Here is a 14,796-nt window from a genome sequence, read left to right as displayed (position 1 = left end):
AGGTAAGTCCAAAACCCCCACCTGCTGAAGGGCGGCTACATCAGCCGCATGCCTTCAGACGGGATGGGGGTTTCTCGCGTCTGCGCATGGTCACCGGAAGGTCGGCCCCCGGACGCCGTCCTCGATCAGCGGTGCAGGCGACTCTCCGGGCGGAGGCGCCGTACGGTCAAGCGTTCCCGAGCCGCCGCCGGAAGCGATCACGGTCGGTTGGGCATGGTAGGTGTCACGCGATACTTTTTCCTGCGAAATGACGCCGCCGTTCTGCTTCTTATATCGGAACGTTTCGACGACATACCCGGGCTTTCCTTGCATGACAATCTCCTGTTTGCCGCTCGGCAGCGAAGGATTCAGCACGTACTTGACCGGCGGCGCCAACGTTTCGAGTGTCTTCGACTCGATTTCGTAAGTAATGTTCGGCGGCGTCTGGCCGAACAGCTTCACGGTGAGGCTGCGCTCGTCCGAGGAAGTACGGATCAGCAAATAATGATCCGTCGAGTTGCGGAATTTGAAATTGATGTGGCCGGTGGCGAACGTGGCGTCCTGCCCCAGCGGGACATAGCTCACGGGGAGCGAATGATTCCGCCGCTCGACGACGGCCAGACCGGCCCGCAGGACGGCGTTGTACAGCGTAGACGACACCTGGCAGATGCCGCCGCCGATGCCGGGAACGAGCTTGCCGTTCACGATGACTGGCGCTTCCTTGAAGCCGAAGCGCTTCTCCGTCCGCTCGATGAACGGGGCATAGTCGAACACTTCGCCCGGCTTCAGCAGCACATCCTGCAGGGAAGCGGCCGTCGAACGGACGTTGTGCACGCGTCCTTCGATGCTGACGGCGGCGGAAGGGGCCGGTGGCGACACCGTCGTGAACTCGCCGATTTTGCGTATAATGCCTTGCGCGCGCAGCGCTTGCTCCGTAATGGCTGGCTCTTGTGTCCGCAGCGGAACGTCCAACGGGATGGCGGCCGACGCCTGCTGGCGGCTTTCTCCCGCGGATTCGGGCACTGCGGCCAAGGTTCCCCAGTCCGGCAGCGCCGCTTGGAGCCGGCTTAGCAGCTGCGCTTCGTCGACTCGTTCGACACGGGTCTCGGGCACGTAACGGATGGCATCGTTGTCATCGATCAGCCGCTGCGCATCGGTAGGCTTGCGGGCGTACACCTGCGGGAACGCTTCGCTCAGCACGGCCCGCAGCTTGTCTGCCGACAGCGCGGGCGTCAGCGCAAGCGAGGCTCCCCGCAGCCGCCAACGGGCCGCTGCCCGCCGGTACGGCGGCCCTTCCCGAACGGGCTGAAGCTGCGCCAGCAGCTCCTGGCCGTTGACTTCAAGCCCGAGCTGCCGGAGCGTCCGCTCGGCGCTGCCGCCTCCCGGCACGTTCAGCCGGACCTTTTGCTCCAGCAGCGCCGACGTTTTCGAAGCAAGCTGACGCTCGAGCTCGGGCCAGGACAGGCCCCCGATCGGCCAGTCCACGACATGGACGCCGGCAGGAACCCGGGCGAGCGACCCGTAGGCGATAACCAACAAGAAAATGGCCAGCATCAGCGTCAGCGTGCCGATCCAGAACCAGTGAAAACGCAGATTCCAACGTGGCATGACGGGCTCTCCTTTTGTTCCTCGATACACTCGTACCTCTCCATCTATATGCGGCCAAGCCCCGAAACTTTCCATTCGTCGTCATTCGCCAACCGTCCGCGCAAGGCCGCGCGGGCTGTACGATCCGGTCGAAGAAGAGCGAATCGGCGAACCGCACTGCCTTATACTCCGACCCGAACCGGTGTTCCGAAATGTGAAGAAACTGTAGAAATTCATTGTCGGATAAAGGATTTTGCGCTTTTATGTCGAACTTGTAAAGGCTGGCATCAAGTCCGCCCTCGAGGCGGTCTACAGACTCGCAAATTTTTCAGGATGTGATATCGTGATCGAAATGCAGGACGTTTGGAAAACGTATCCTGACGGCAGCCATGCCTTGAAAGGCATTAGCGTCAAGGTCGACCAAAGCGATTTCCTTTATGTCGTTGGCCCTTCCGGCGCCGGCAAATCGACCTTTATGAAATTGATTTACAGAGAAGAGCGACCGACCAAAGGCACGATATTCGTCAACGGCTTCAATCTGGAAAAGCTCAAACAGCGCAAAATTCCGTTTGTCCGGCGCAATATCGGGGTCATTTTCCAAGACTTCCGGCTGCTCCCGAAGCTTACCGTATATGAGAACGTCGCCTTCGCCATGGAAGTGATCGAGGCGCCGAAGAAGCTCATCAAGAAACGCACGCTCGAAGTGCTGGAGCTCGTACGGCTCAAGGACAAAATCAATTCTCTGCCGACCCAGCTTTCCGGGGGCGAGCAGCAGCGGGTCGCCATTGCCCGGGCGATCGTGAACAGCCCTTCCGTCATCGTCGCGGACGAGCCGACGGGGAACCTTGATCCCGATACGTCTTGGGGCATTATGAAGCTGATGGAAGAAATTAACTTCCGCGGTACGACCATCATTATGGCAACGCACAACAAAGAAATCGTCAACACGATGCGCAAGCGGGTACTGGCCATCGAATCGGGCAGGCTTGTCCGGGATGAGGTAAGGGGTGACTACGGCTATGAGGATTAACACGGCCGTGCGGCATCTTCGCGAAGGCGGTAAAAACGTCGTTCGAAACGGCTGGATGTCCTTTGCCTCCATTAGTGCGATTGCGATTTCTTTGTTTATTTTGGGTGTCTTTTTGCTTCTGACGCTGAATGTCAATTACTTGACCCAGCAGATCGAACAGCAGGTCGAGATCCGGGTGTATCTTGAGGTGAAGACGCCGCAGGATCAGGTAACTTCATTGCAAAACGAAATTTCGGCCATCTCTAACGTTTCGAAGGTCAAGTTTGTTTCCAAAGAGGAAGGGCTTGAATACTTGCGCGGAAAGCTGGGAGAAGGGAAACAGCTGCTCGAAGGGTTCGAGGGCGAGAACAATCCGCTGAACGATTCCTTCACCGTCGAAGTGACCGAGCCTCGCGAGGTCGCGGCAGTCGCCAAGCAGATCGAGGGCTTGAACAACGGCAAGCCGACGAAGCCGATTTACCGGGTCAGCTACGGACAAGGCACGGTTGAGACGATGTTCAAAGTGACGTCGATCGTCCGCAACGTCGGGCTGGTCATCGTGGCCGGATTGGCGCTGACCGCCATGTTCCTGATTTCCAATACGATTAAAATTACGATCGTGGCGCGCCGCCGCGAGATTTCGATCATGAAGCTCGTCGGGGCGACCAACTCGTTTATCCGCTGGCCGTTCTTTATCGAAGGGGCGCTGCTCGGCATTATCGGTTCGGCAATTCCCGTCGGCCTGCTGCTGTACGGGTATTGGGAAATGATGCGGGCGATCCAGCTTGACTTGAACCTGCTGCTCGTTCAATTGCTGCCCTTTGAAGCGATCAGCCTTAAAACGGCAGGGCTTCTGCTGGGTATCGGCATTATGATCGGCATCTGGGGAAGCACGCTGTCGGTCCGCAAATTTTTGAAAGTTTAATAACCAACGATCAAGCTCGGATGAATAGTCGGGGGAGGAACGGATGTTGAAGAAGTCTTGGGTGCCTCTTGTTGTCACGGCCGGTTTGGTAGGAACGCTTATCGCTCCGCAATACGGCTTTGCGCTGTCGGAGTCGCAGCGGATTCAGCAGGAAATCAATGAGCTTAAAAAAACGAAATCCGCAACGCAGCAAAAAGTGAACGAGACGGAAAAGCAAATCAATCAGGTGCAGCAGGAAAAGCAGCAGACGTCGAACGATATTACCGCCATCCTCGGCCAAATCGACGCGACGAACAAGAAGCTCAACGTGCTGAACGACCAAGTGTCGACCGTCACGACCTCTCTGAAGGAGAACGCTCAGCAGCTGGAGGAAGCGGAAGCGAGAATCGTCTCCCGCGACCAGATGCTTAGATCCAGGCTGCGTCTGATGTATATGAACGGCGTCGTTTCCTACGCCGACGTGCTGCTCAGCTCCACCAGCTTCAGCGATTTCTTGGACCGGCTGCAGGCGCTTAAATCGATTGTCGGGCAGGACAAAGAAATTTTGGAAGCGAACAAGCGGGACAAGGCCGTGATCGCCGACAAGCGCGTGGTGATTGAAAAGCAGCTGGCGGAGGTAAAAACTTTATACGCCCAAGCGTCGGCCATCAAAGCCGATCTTGTCGTGAAGGAAAAAGAAAAGGAAGTCAAAATCGCAAGCCTTTCCCAAAAGGAAAAGGAATTGGAAGATATCAGCGAAGAAGTGCAGCAGCAGCTCGTTCAAGTGGCGAAGCAGGAAGCGGATAAACAGCGCGCGTTTCAGCAGGCCAAAGCGGCGGAGAACGCCAAGAAGAGCAAGGCAACTCCCGCTGCGCCGGCATATACTTATGGTGGCGGCAAGTTTGGCTATCCGCTGCCGCGCGTCGTACAGATGTCTTCGGACTTCGGCACCCGAACCGACCCGATTACCGGACGGAAAGCAACGCACACCGGGCTCGATCTGCCCTCGCCGGGCGGAACCGACATTTTTGCCGCGGAGGACGGCGTCGTCATCGTCGCGTCCTGGTGGAGCGGGTACGGCAACTGCGTGGTCATCGATCACGGCAAAGGCGTATGGACGCTGTACGGGCATATCCGCAACGACGGCATCGTTGTAGAGAAGGGGGATACCGTCAAGCGTGGCCAAAAGATTGCAGAGGTCGGTTCCACCGGACGTTCGACCGGAAACCATCTGCATTTTGAAGTCCGCATCGACGGAGATCCGGTTGATCCGAAGCCGTATTTGAGATAATGCTGCTGTTCATATTTTTTCTTGGCTTGTCATAAACTAGAAAGACAAGTTAGTCAAGTAGCGGGAACAGCAAAGGCGGTGTGGGATCATAAAATGACATTTAAAGGACGTACCGTATTGGCGTTTGTCCTGTTGTCCATGTTTGCAAGCAGCATTATGACGCTGACGATCGTACATCCGTCGATTTTCGCCGCCGTCGGCTTGGAGGGCTCGGCATCCGCCGACGTGAAATCGGGGCTGACCAGCAAGGACTACAAAAAATTGGCAACGACGTACCAATTGATCGAAGGCAAGTTTTTGAACGATGTCGATCACGACAAGATCGTGAACGGCGCGATTAACGGGATGCTGTCCACGCTTGACGATCCGTTTACGGTGTATATGGATCAGAAGGAGGCGCAGCAGTTCGACGAGAACATTTCCTCGTCGTTCCAAGGCATCGGCGCGGAGGTGACCTCCGAAGACGGCAAAGTGACCATCGTCGCTCCGATCAAAGGGTCGCCGGCCGAGAAGGCCGGACTTCACGCGCACGACATCATCGTCTCGATCAACGGAGAGAAGCTGGAAGGGCTGTCGCTCAACCAGGCGATTATGAAGATCCGTGGTCCCAAGGGCACGCAGGCCAAGATCGAAGTGCTGCGGGCCGGGGCGCCGGAGCCGATCCAGATGATCGTCGTCCGCGATGACATCGATGTCGAGACCGTATACAGCGAGATGCTGTCCGGACAGATTGGCAAAATCGAAATCCGGCAGTTCTCGAGCAACACCTCCAAACGGTTCAAGGAAGAGCTGAAAGCGTTGGAGGATAAAGGGATGAAGGGACTCATCATCGACGTGCGCAACGATCCGGGCGGTCTGCTTACCGCGGTCGTGGAAATTGTCGAGCCGTTCATACCGAAAGGCAAGGGAATCGTTCAGATCGAAGACCGCAAAGGCAAGCGCGAGGAGACGGCATCGCAGGGAGCCGGCAAGCCGTACCCGGTGTCGGTGCTCATCAATAAGGGCAGTGCGAGCGCATCCGAGATACTGGCCGGCGCGCTGCACGACTCCGCAGGCAGCCAGCTGATCGGAGAAAACACGTTCGGCAAAGGTACGGTTCAGGTGACGTTCGAGAAAGAAATGGGCGACGGCAGCAACATCAAGATGACCGTTTACAAGTGGCTCACGCCGAACGGCACTTGGATTCACAAGAAAGGCATTGCGCCGACGAAGCCTGTGGAGCAACCGGCTTATTTCAAAGTGGCGCCTCTGAGCAAAAAAGCGACGCTTAAGCCGGATACGAACAACGAGGACGTCAAAAATCTGCAGATCATGCTGCAGGGCTTGGGGCTCGGTCCGGACCGGCAGGACGGCTACTACAGCGAAAAAACCGCGCTGGCCGTCAAGGCGTTCCAGCGGTTGAACGGTCTGCCGATCACCGGCGAGGTGGATACCGAGACGGCGAACAAGCTGGAGAAGGCGATCCTGGCCGAGATCCGCGATCCAAAGAACGACCTGCAGCTTAAGGCGGCTGTCGAGTACATGCAAGGTGCCGTTAAGAAGTAACGGCTTCCGGGATTTAGGGAAATTCAGCCGACGGCAGGAAAACGAAGCATCCGCGTCGAAATAACAACCTCTATCGGGGCCGCCTGACTTAACGGCCTCGCTGGAGGTTTTCTTTTTAATTTAGAAACTTCGAAGTCTGGTGAATAACGTGCGGAGCAGCGGAAAGCGTTCTGTAGAAACGAAGTGTTCGCCTTTGTTTCCGGACTTCAACCTATAGAACGTATTGATAATCCAGAAGTCCGGGAACAACAGCGGTCGGAAGAACGCTTTGGCTGCACAGCGGCTTGTTATTCACGGGACTTCGAAAAGGAGCCGGCCATGGACTTTGGTTTGGAGCTGGCGTACCGGGGACTCCGGGCGCTGTTGCAGCTGTTGACGCATCCTTTTTACTATGTAGGCATTCTATTCATCGTGCTGCAGTACCGCCGGCAGATTGCGTTCGAACGGAAGCTGTTCGCGACCAAGCTGCATTCGCTACTGTCCGAAACGTGGCGAACTGTGCTGTGGGGCTGGGTGGGTGGTCTCGCCGCTTCTGTCCTGATGGCGGGAATCGGGGCGTCCGTTCAGCCGGAGGCGGTTGTTCTGATGTGGCTTGTTTCTCTGCTGCTCATTTTCGCGCGGGTGCGCTTTTTATGCTGGGCTTATGCCGTCGGCGTCATCGGTTTGGTGCAGGCGGTCCTGCGGGCTTTTCCCGCATTATACGAAGGGGAGGCTGCGGCTTCCTGGGCATGGGTGACGGGACCGCTGCTGTCGTTGAATATGCCGTCCATGCTGGCGCTTGTGGCGGTTTTGCATCTGGCGGAAGCGCTGTTCGTGCGCTTTCAAGGCACGCGGCTTGGCACGCCGATGTTTTACGAGAGCAAGCGGGGCAAAATTGTCGGCGGATATCAGCTGCAAGGCTACTGGCCGATGACGCTGTTTCTTCTGGTGCCGATGGCCGGGGGGACGGCACTGCCTTGGACGCCGCTGCTTGGCGGCGATTTGTGGCAGCACGGCTGGACGATCGTCGGCTTCCCCGTGATGATCGGCTTTACCGAGATGACGATGTCGCGGCTGCCCCAGGAGAAAGTGAAGCTCAGCTCGAACCTGCTGCTGCTCTATGCCGCTGCCCTGCTGCTGTTTGCAGCCGTAGCCGCTTGGTGGCCGCCGTTTATGGCCGTGGCATCCGTACTGTGCATTCTGATGCACGAAGCGATGATCGTCTACAGCCGGTGGGATGAAGCGAGGCGCAGTCCATTGTATGTACACGGGAGCCGCGGGCTGAAAATTTTGGGCATTCTGCCCGGCAGTCCGGCGGACGAGCTAGGTCTTGCCGTCGGCGAAATCGTTCACAAAGTCAACGGGATCCCTGTCCGTACGAAGCAGGAGCTGCACCAGGCAATGCAGCAGAACTCGGCGTTCTGCAAGCTGGAAATCTTGAATTTGGCGGGCGAAAGCAAATTTTTGAAGCGCGCAATTTTTTCGGGAGAGCACCATCAGCTTGGCATCGTGCTTGCGCCCGATCAAGAGGCGCTTCACTATGCAGAGATAAGGCAGCGGCCGATCTGGGCGTACTTCAGCCGCAAGCCGGTCGGACTGCTCAGCAATCGTTCGGGCTCCAAATCGGTATAAGCACAAAAACAAGCCGCTGGCGTGAGAGACATTGTCACGCCAAGCGGCTTGTTTCAAATAAGAGGTTAGTGCGGTAATAAGCAATGGAACGGGTTTTAATTACCGGATGGTTGAAGTGCGGACGCGGGCTTCTCCCGCAGCACGACAATTTCGACCCGGCGGTTTTTGGCGCGGTTCTCTGCGCTGTTGTTTTCCGCCACGGGTCTCGTATCCGCGTAAGCCGTCGAAACGAGTTTTTTCGGATCGAGCTGTGTTTCGTAGAGGAAGTACCGCAGTACCGAAAGCGAACGAGCCTGCGACAACCCCCAGTTGTCTTTGTAGAAAGAGCCTGTCACTAGCGGCAGGTCGTCCGTATGCCCTTCGATGCTGACCGTCGCGTCGAGCGTTGGGAACAAGCTCGCCAGCTTGGTTAAGACCGGAATCGCGGGCGGCTTCAAATCCGCTTTGCCGAGATCGAACAAGAACAGATCGTCCAGCGTGACGGCTACCCCTCGCGGCGTATTCGCTGCAGACACTTGGGTTTGCAAGTTGTTTTCTTCGATATAGACCTGCACTTTTTTGAGCAGATCTTCGAGCTGGCGTTCCTTTTTCTCCTGCTCTTCCCTTTCTTTCATTTCCCTGAGCTGCTGCTCGGTTTTCGTGCTGTCGTCTCCGCCCTTCGCCGGGTTGGCGGAACCGGAGATGCCCATGCCCTTCGGCATAATGGTATCGGCCTTCATGAATTCGAACTTCAGCGCTTGCGACAGTACCTCATATTTTTGCACGTCCACCTTGCTCATCGCATACATGATGACAAAAAAGATGAGCAGCAGCGTAATCAGGTCCGCATAGGTAACCATCCATCGCTCGTGGTTTTCGGGGGCTTCCTGCTTTTTATTCTTCCGCGCCACCGGCCTCACCTGCGCCTTCGACTTTTTTATGTTCCTGATGGAGGAACGAGTTCAGTTTCTTTTTGATGAGCTGCGGGTTTTCCCCGGCTTGAAGCGCGAGGATGCCTTCCAGCATCAATTCCATCTCGGAAATTTGCTCTTTGCTGCGGATTTTGATTTTGCTTGCGATTGGCAAGTAAAGAACGTTGGCGGACGATACGCCGTACAGCGTTGCAGTAAACGCAACGGCAATGGCCGGCCCCAGACTTCCCGGATCGGACAGGTTGCCAAGCACGTGGATCAAGCCCATAACGGTACCGATGATCCCCATCGTCGGAGCATAGGCGCCGGCCGCCTCGAACATTTTGGCGTAGCCTTCGTGATGGTGCTCGATCGCATCCATCTCCAGCTCCAGAATTTGCCGGGTAAGCTCCGGATCGGTGCCGTCGACAACCATCATGAGACCGTCTCGCAGGAACGGATTGCTATGCTCTTGCGCGCGCTGCTCCAAGGCAAGCACGCCTTCGCGTCTGGCGATCGTGGCCATATCGACCAGTTCGTCGATGATCGCGGCGTGGTCGCGCTTCGGCTCTTTGAATGCCATCCCCAAAGCTTTGCCGATTTGCTTAAGCTGGGACATCGGGAAGCTGATCATGACCGCTCCGAACGTTCCGCCGAAAATAATGAGCATGGCACTGGGAACCACCAGCGCAGAAAGGTGACCGCCGTCCATCAGATAGCCGCCGATCAGACCGCCAAGGCCTACGATAATACCTATTAATGTAGTCAAGTCCACTGTCGTTCCACCCCTAGATATCTAAAGTTAATGTGGTGCTGCATCCTTTTTCTTTTTTCTGCACAAGCGAAGCTTTGGAAAAACAGGAAATGGGATTCGTTTGCAACAGAAAGAGAAAAAGGGTATAATGTATGGGAACAAATATTCCTATCAAAGGAAATCGTCGAACGGAGTCGAACGCGCGTCAACCGATGCTTAGTTATTTATCGGAATATGGTAGATAAAAGTTTAGAAGGAAAACAAAGTCTTTTTAATGAACGGGTGATCAGATGAGCAAAATGAACGAAGTCGTCTACAGCGACAAGAAATTCCAGCTCGTAGCGGAGTTTCAGCCGCAAGGGGATCAGCCGGCCGCAATCGAGCAGCTGGTGAACGGTGTGCGTGAAGGGAAAAGACATCAGACGCTGCTTGGCGCAACGGGAACGGGGAAGACGTTTACGGCTGCCCATGTGATCGCCCAGTTGAACCGGCCGACGCTGCTGATTGCGCACAACAAGACGCTAGCCGCGCAGCTGTGCAGCGAGCTGCAGGAGTTTTTCCCGAACAACGCCGTTTCCTATTTCGTCAGCTATTACGATTACTATCAGCCGGAGGCGTACATTCCGTCGTCGGATACGTATATTGAGAAGGACTCAAGCATTAACGAAGAAATCGACAAGCTCCGGCACTCGGCGACCAGCTCGCTCTTCGAACGCCGTGACGTCATTATCGTCGCGAGCGTATCGTGCATCTACGGCCTCGGTTCTCCGATGGAGTACCGGGATCTCGTGCTATCGCTGCGGGTCGGTATGGAGCGTTCCCGCAACGACATTTTGCATCGGCTCATCGACATTCAGTACCAGCGCAACGACATGAACTTCGTGCGGGGCACGTTCCGCGTGCGCGGCGACGTTATCGAGATTTTCCCGGCTTCACGCGGCGAGCAAGCGGTCCGTGTGGAGCTGTTTGGCGATGAAATCGAGCGGATCACGGAGATTAACGTGCTCACCGGCGAGATTATCGGCGAACGCGATCATATCGCCATCTTCCCGGCGTCCCACTTCGTGACGCACGAGGAAACGATGAAGCGGGCGCTCGTGAATATCGAACGGGAGCTGGAGGAACGGCTCGAGCAGCTGCGCGGAGAGGGCAAGCTGCTGGAGGCGCAGCGGCTGGAGCAGCGGACGCGCTACGACATCGAGATGATGCAGGAGATGGGTTTCTGCTCCGGGATCGAGAACTATTCGGGACCTCTGACGTTCCGCGAGCGCGGAGCGACGCCGTACACGCTGTTCGATTATTTCCCGGACGACATGCTCGTGATCGTGGATGAATCGCACGTGACGCTGCCGCAGGTCCGCGCGATGTACAACGGCGACCGGGCGCGTAAGGAAGTGCTCGTCGATCACGGCTTCCGGCTTCCTTCGGCACTGGATAACCGGCCGCTCCGTTTCGAGGAGTTCGAAGAGAAAGTGAATCAGATTATTTACGTCTCGGCGACGCCGGGACCGTACGAGCTGGAGCATTGTCCCGAGATGGTGCAGCAGATTATTCGTCCGACCGGACTCGTCGATCCGGTGATCGAAGTTCGCCCGACCAAAGGGCAGATCGACGATCTACTGGAAGAAATTCAAGACCGGATCAAAAAAGACGAACGGGTGCTCGTCACGACGCTAACGAAGAAGATGGCCGAGGATTTGACCGATTACTTCAAGGAAATCGGCATCAAAGTGCGGTATTTGCACTCGGACATCAAGACGCTCGAGCGGATGCAGATTTTGCGCGAATTGCGGCTCGGCACGTTCCACGTTCTCGTCGGCATCAACCTGCTGCGGGAAGGGCTGGACTTGCCCGAGGTATCGCTTGTGGCGATTCTCGACGCCGACAAAGAAGGCTTTCTGCGCGCGGAGCGCTCCTTGATCCAGACGATCGGGCGGGCGGCGCGCAATGCCAACGGGCATGTTATCATGTATGGGGATAAAGTAACCGATTCGATGGACAAGGCGATTCAGGAAACGAGCCGCCGCCGGACGATTCAGATCGCTTATAACGAGAAACACGGCATTACGCCGCAAACGATACAGAAGAAAGTGCGCGATGTGATTGAAGCCACCAAGGTGGCCGAACAGAAGGCCGACTATTTGTCGGAAGTGAAGCAGGCGAAGATGTCCAAGAAAGACCGCATCTCGCTGATCGAACGGTTGGAGCAGGAAATGAAGGAAGCAGCCAAAAACCTGCAGTTTGAGCGTGCCGCGGAGCTCCGCGATGCCGTGCTCGAATTGAAGGCCGAGCTGTAGTCAAGGGAGGCTTTCGAAACGTGGCCAGAGACAACATTGTAATTAAAGGCGCCAGGGCGCATAACCTGAAAAATATCGACGTCGTCATTCCGCGGGATAAATTTGTCGTCCTGACCGGCCTGAGCGGCTCCGGGAAGTCGTCCTTGGCGTTCGATACGATCTATGCCGAAGGGCAAAGAAGATATGTTGAGTCGCTGTCCGCCTACGCGCGGCAGTTTCTCGGCCAGATGGACAAACCGGACGTCGACTCGATCGACGGATTGTCTCCGGCCATCTCCATCGACCAGAAGACGACGAGCCGCAACCCGCGTTCCACCGTGGGTACGGTGACGGAAATTTACGACTATCTGCGTCTGCTGTTCGCCCGGATCGGGCGCCCGCACTGTCCGGAGCATAAAATCGAGATTACCTCGCAGACCGTCGAGCAGATGGTCGACCGGATCATGGAATATCCGGAGCGCACCAAGCTGCAAATTTTGGCGCCGATCGTCTCAGGGCGCAAGGGCGAGCATTCGAAGCTGCTGGCGGATATCCAGAAGCAAGGCTTCGTCCGCGTGCGCGTCAACGGCGAGCTTCGCGAGCTGTCGGAAACGATCGAGCTGGAAAAAAACAAAAAGCATACGATCGAAGTGGTCGTGGACCGGATCGTCGTGAAGGACGATGTCCAAACGCGTCTGGCCGACTCGCTGGAGACGGCTTTGAAGCTGGCGGAAGGGCGCGTCATCGTGGACGTGATCGATCAGGAAGAACTGCTGTTCAGCCAAAATCTGGCTTGTCCCGAGTGCGGTTTCAGTATCGAAGAGCTCGCGCCGCGGATGTTCTCGTTCAACAGCCCGTTCGGCGCATGTCCGGAATGCGACGGCTTGGGTCAAAAGATGATCGTGGACCCGGACCTGCTCGTTCCGAATCCGAAGCTTTCCATCGAAGAGGGAGCATTCGAAGCATGGGCCGGCAGTACGTCGAATTACTACCCGCAGTTCCTTGCGGCGGTGTGCGAGCACTACAGTATCCCGAAAAATGTGCCCGTCGGCGAGCTGACGAAAGAGCAAATGCAGAAGCTGCTGAACGGTACCGGCGGGGAGAAGGTGCGCTTCCGCTACGAGAATGACTTCGGACATAAGAAGGAAGCGATGGTTCCTTTTGAAGGCATCGTGAACAATCTGGAGCGCCGTTACCGGGAGACATTCTCCGACGGCATCCGTGAGCATATCGAGACGTACATGAGCGCCAAGCCTTGCGGCAAGTGCAAGGGCGCCCGTTTGAAGCCGGAAACGCTGGCGGTAACCGTAGCGGATAAAAATATCGCGCATGTCACCTCGCTGTCCATCGGGGAAGCGCAGCAATGGTTCGACTCGCTGAAGCTGACCGACCGTGAGACGCAGATCGCACATCTGATCTTGAAGGAGATCAAAGAGCGTCTGGGCTTCCTCGTCAATGTCGGGCTCGACTATTTGACGATGCACCGCGCGGCGGGCACGCTCTCCGGCGGCGAGGCGCAGCGGATTCGTCTGGCGACGCAAATCGGGTCCAGTCTGATGGGCGTTCTGTACATCTTGGACGAGCCGAGCATCGGCCTGCACCAGCGGGATAACGACCGGCTGATCCAAACGCTGGAGCATATGCGGGATCTGGGCAATACGCTGATTGTGGTCGAGCACGACGAAGATACGATGCTAGCAGCCGACTACATCATCGACATCGGGCCGGGCGCGGGCATTCACGGCGGCAAGGTGATCGCCCAAGGCACGCCTGAGGAAGTTATGCAGGACGAGGAATCGTTGACCGGGCAGTATCTCAGCGGCCGCAAGTTTATTCCCGTTCCTGCCGAGCGGCGGAAGCCGAACGGCAAATGGCTGGAAATCCGCGGGGCTAAAGAAAACAACCTGCGCGGCGTCAATGTGAAGTTTCCGCTCGGAGTATTCGGCTGTGTGACCGGAGTTTCCGGCTCCGGCAAGAGTACGCTGATTAACGAAATTTTGTACAAAACGTTGGCGAAAGAGCTAAACGGCGCCAAGGTTCGCCCAGGCGAGTACAAGGAGTTCAAAGGACTGGAGCATGTCGACAAAGTAATCGACATCGATCAATCGCCGATCGGGCGGACGCCCCGCTCGAACCCGGCTACGTACACCGGCGTATTTGACGATATCCGCGACGTCTTCTCGGCGACCAACGAAGCGAAGGTGCGCGGCTACAAAAAAGGCCGGTTCAGCTTCAACGTGAAGGGCGGACGCTGCGAGGCGTGCAAAGGCGACGGCATTATCAAGATCGAGATGCACTTCCTGCCGGACGTTTACGTGCCGTGTGAGGTATGTAAAGGCAAACGGTATAATCGCGAAACGTTGGAAGTGAAATATAAAGGCAAGAACATTTCCGAGGTATTGGAAATGACGATCGAGGATGCGTGCGAGTTTTTCAAAAACATTCCGCGTATTCACCGGAAAATGCAAACCTTGATGGACGTCGGGCTCGGGTACATGAATTTGGGTCAGCCGGCGACGACGCTCTCCGGGGGAGAGGCGCAGCGCGTGAAGCTCGCGGCCGAACTCTATCGCCGTAGCACGGGCAAGACGATCTATATTCTGGACGAGCCGACGACCGGATTGCATATCCATGATATCGACCGGCTGCTTAAGGTGCTGCACCGCTTGGTCGAGAACGGCGATTCGGTTCTCGTCATCGAGCACAACCTAGATGTGATCAAGACGGCCGATTATATCATCGATCTTGGGCCGGAAGGCGGCATCAGGGGCGGTACCATCGTCGCTTCCGGAACGCCGGAGGAAGTCGTGAAGGTAGACGGTTCATACACCGGCAAATACCTGAAGCCGATCTTGGAACGCGACAAAGTGCGCTCCGAGGATTATTATAAGCGGCTTAAAGAAATGGAAGACGCGGCCGTTTAACTTCGGTGACCCATAAGAAAAAACGC

General features: G+C 56.5%; 10 protein-coding genes. 7 read left to right on the top strand and 3 right to left on the bottom strand.

The window, feature by feature from the left end:
- Positions 1 to 90: 90 nt before the first annotated feature.
- Positions 91 to 1,587, bottom strand: a complete 1,497-nt coding sequence (locus tag NI000_RS24655; RefSeq protein WP_253414041.1) for a VanW family protein — start codon at positions 1,585 to 1,587, stop codon at positions 91 to 93.
- A gap of 322 nt (positions 1,588 to 1,909) precedes the next feature.
- Here NI000_RS24655 and ftsE point away from each other — a divergent pair, with 322 nt between their 5' ends.
- The 5 genes from ftsE (at position 1,910) to NI000_RS24630 (ending at position 7,926) form a co-directional block, all read left to right on the top strand.
- Complete coding sequence (ftsE, locus tag NI000_RS24650; RefSeq protein WP_010496838.1) at positions 1,910 to 2,596, top strand: cell division ATP-binding protein FtsE; 687 nt, start codon at positions 1,910 to 1,912, stop codon at positions 2,594 to 2,596.
- The gene (gene ftsX, locus NI000_RS24645; protein ID WP_253414040.1) at positions 2,586 to 3,500 is read left to right on the top strand and encodes a permease-like cell division protein FtsX; all 915 of its coding nucleotides are present in this window, start codon (positions 2,586 to 2,588) and stop codon (positions 3,498 to 3,500) included. Before ftsE ends, ftsX begins: the two co-directional genes overlap by 11 nt.
- A gap of 43 nt (positions 3,501 to 3,543) precedes the next feature.
- Complete coding sequence (locus NI000_RS24640) at positions 3,544 to 4,770, top strand: murein hydrolase activator EnvC family protein (protein WP_253414039.1); 1,227 nt, start codon at positions 3,544 to 3,546, stop codon at positions 4,768 to 4,770.
- Between the two features lie 93 nt (positions 4,771 to 4,863).
- Positions 4,864 to 6,315, top strand: coding sequence for a S41 family peptidase (locus NI000_RS24635; RefSeq protein WP_253414038.1), 1,452 nt, complete (start codon positions 4,864 to 4,866; stop codon positions 6,313 to 6,315).
- Between the two features lie 318 nt (positions 6,316 to 6,633).
- A complete protein-coding gene (locus NI000_RS24630; RefSeq protein ID WP_253414037.1) occupies positions 6,634 to 7,926 on the top strand; it encodes a PDZ domain-containing protein in 1,293 nt (430 codons plus the stop codon).
- Positions 7,927 to 8,021: 95 nt separating this feature from the next.
- Here NI000_RS24630 and NI000_RS24625 read toward each other — a convergent pair whose 3' ends face one another.
- Positions 8,022 to 8,816, bottom strand: a complete 795-nt coding sequence (locus tag NI000_RS24625) for a flagellar motor protein MotB (RefSeq protein ID WP_253414036.1) — start codon at positions 8,814 to 8,816, stop codon at positions 8,022 to 8,024.
- A complete protein-coding gene (locus NI000_RS24620) occupies positions 8,800 to 9,591 on the bottom strand; it encodes a flagellar motor protein (RefSeq protein ID WP_253414035.1) in 792 nt (263 codons plus the stop codon). The genes NI000_RS24625 and NI000_RS24620 overlap by 17 nt, the downstream gene beginning before the upstream one ends.
- Before the next feature lie 278 nt (positions 9,592 to 9,869).
- Here NI000_RS24620 and uvrB point away from each other — a divergent pair, with 278 nt between their 5' ends.
- Together uvrB and uvrA are read left to right on the top strand one after the other, a co-directional pair.
- Positions 9,870 to 11,867 (top strand): excinuclease ABC subunit UvrB, encoded by a 1,998-nt coding sequence (uvrB, locus tag NI000_RS24615; protein WP_253414138.1) that lies wholly within the window; start codon positions 9,870 to 9,872, stop codon positions 11,865 to 11,867.
- Positions 11,868 to 11,887: 20 nt separating this feature from the next.
- Entirely contained in the window at positions 11,888 to 14,770 is a 2,883-nt protein-coding gene (gene uvrA, locus NI000_RS24610; protein WP_253414034.1) for an excinuclease ABC subunit UvrA, read from the top strand.
- Positions 14,771 to 14,796 lie beyond the last annotated feature (26 nt).

This window comes from Paenibacillus tyrphae (assembly GCF_024158745.1).
GTDB classification, from domain to species: Bacteria; Bacillota; Bacilli; order Paenibacillales; family NBRC-103111; genus Paenibacillus_G; species Paenibacillus_G tyrfis_A.
The sequence above is the reverse complement of the archived record's forward strand: the minus strand, read 5'-3'. Positions and strand labels throughout refer to the sequence as shown.

Excerpts from the sequence above, each read along its gene's own strand:
- NI000_RS24640 (WP_253414039.1), top strand. The coding sequence starts at position 3,544 with ATGTTGAAGAAGTCTTGGGTGCCTCTTGTTGTCACGGCCGGTTTGGTA.
- uvrB (WP_253414138.1), top strand. The coding sequence starts at position 9,870 with ATGAACGAAGTCGTCTACAGCGACAAGAAATTCCAGCTCGTAGCGGAG.
- NI000_RS24630 (WP_253414037.1), top strand. The coding sequence starts at position 6,634 with ATGGACTTTGGTTTGGAGCTGGCGTACCGGGGACTCCGGGCGCTGTTG.
- NI000_RS24655 (WP_253414041.1), bottom strand. The coding sequence starts at position 1,587 with ATGCCACGTTGGAATCTGCGTTTTCACTGGTTCTGGATCGGCACGCTG.
- NI000_RS24635 (WP_253414038.1), top strand. The coding sequence starts at position 4,864 with ATGACATTTAAAGGACGTACCGTATTGGCGTTTGTCCTGTTGTCCATG.
- ftsX (WP_253414040.1), top strand. The coding sequence starts at position 2,586 with ATGAGGATTAACACGGCCGTGCGGCATCTTCGCGAAGGCGGTAAAAAC.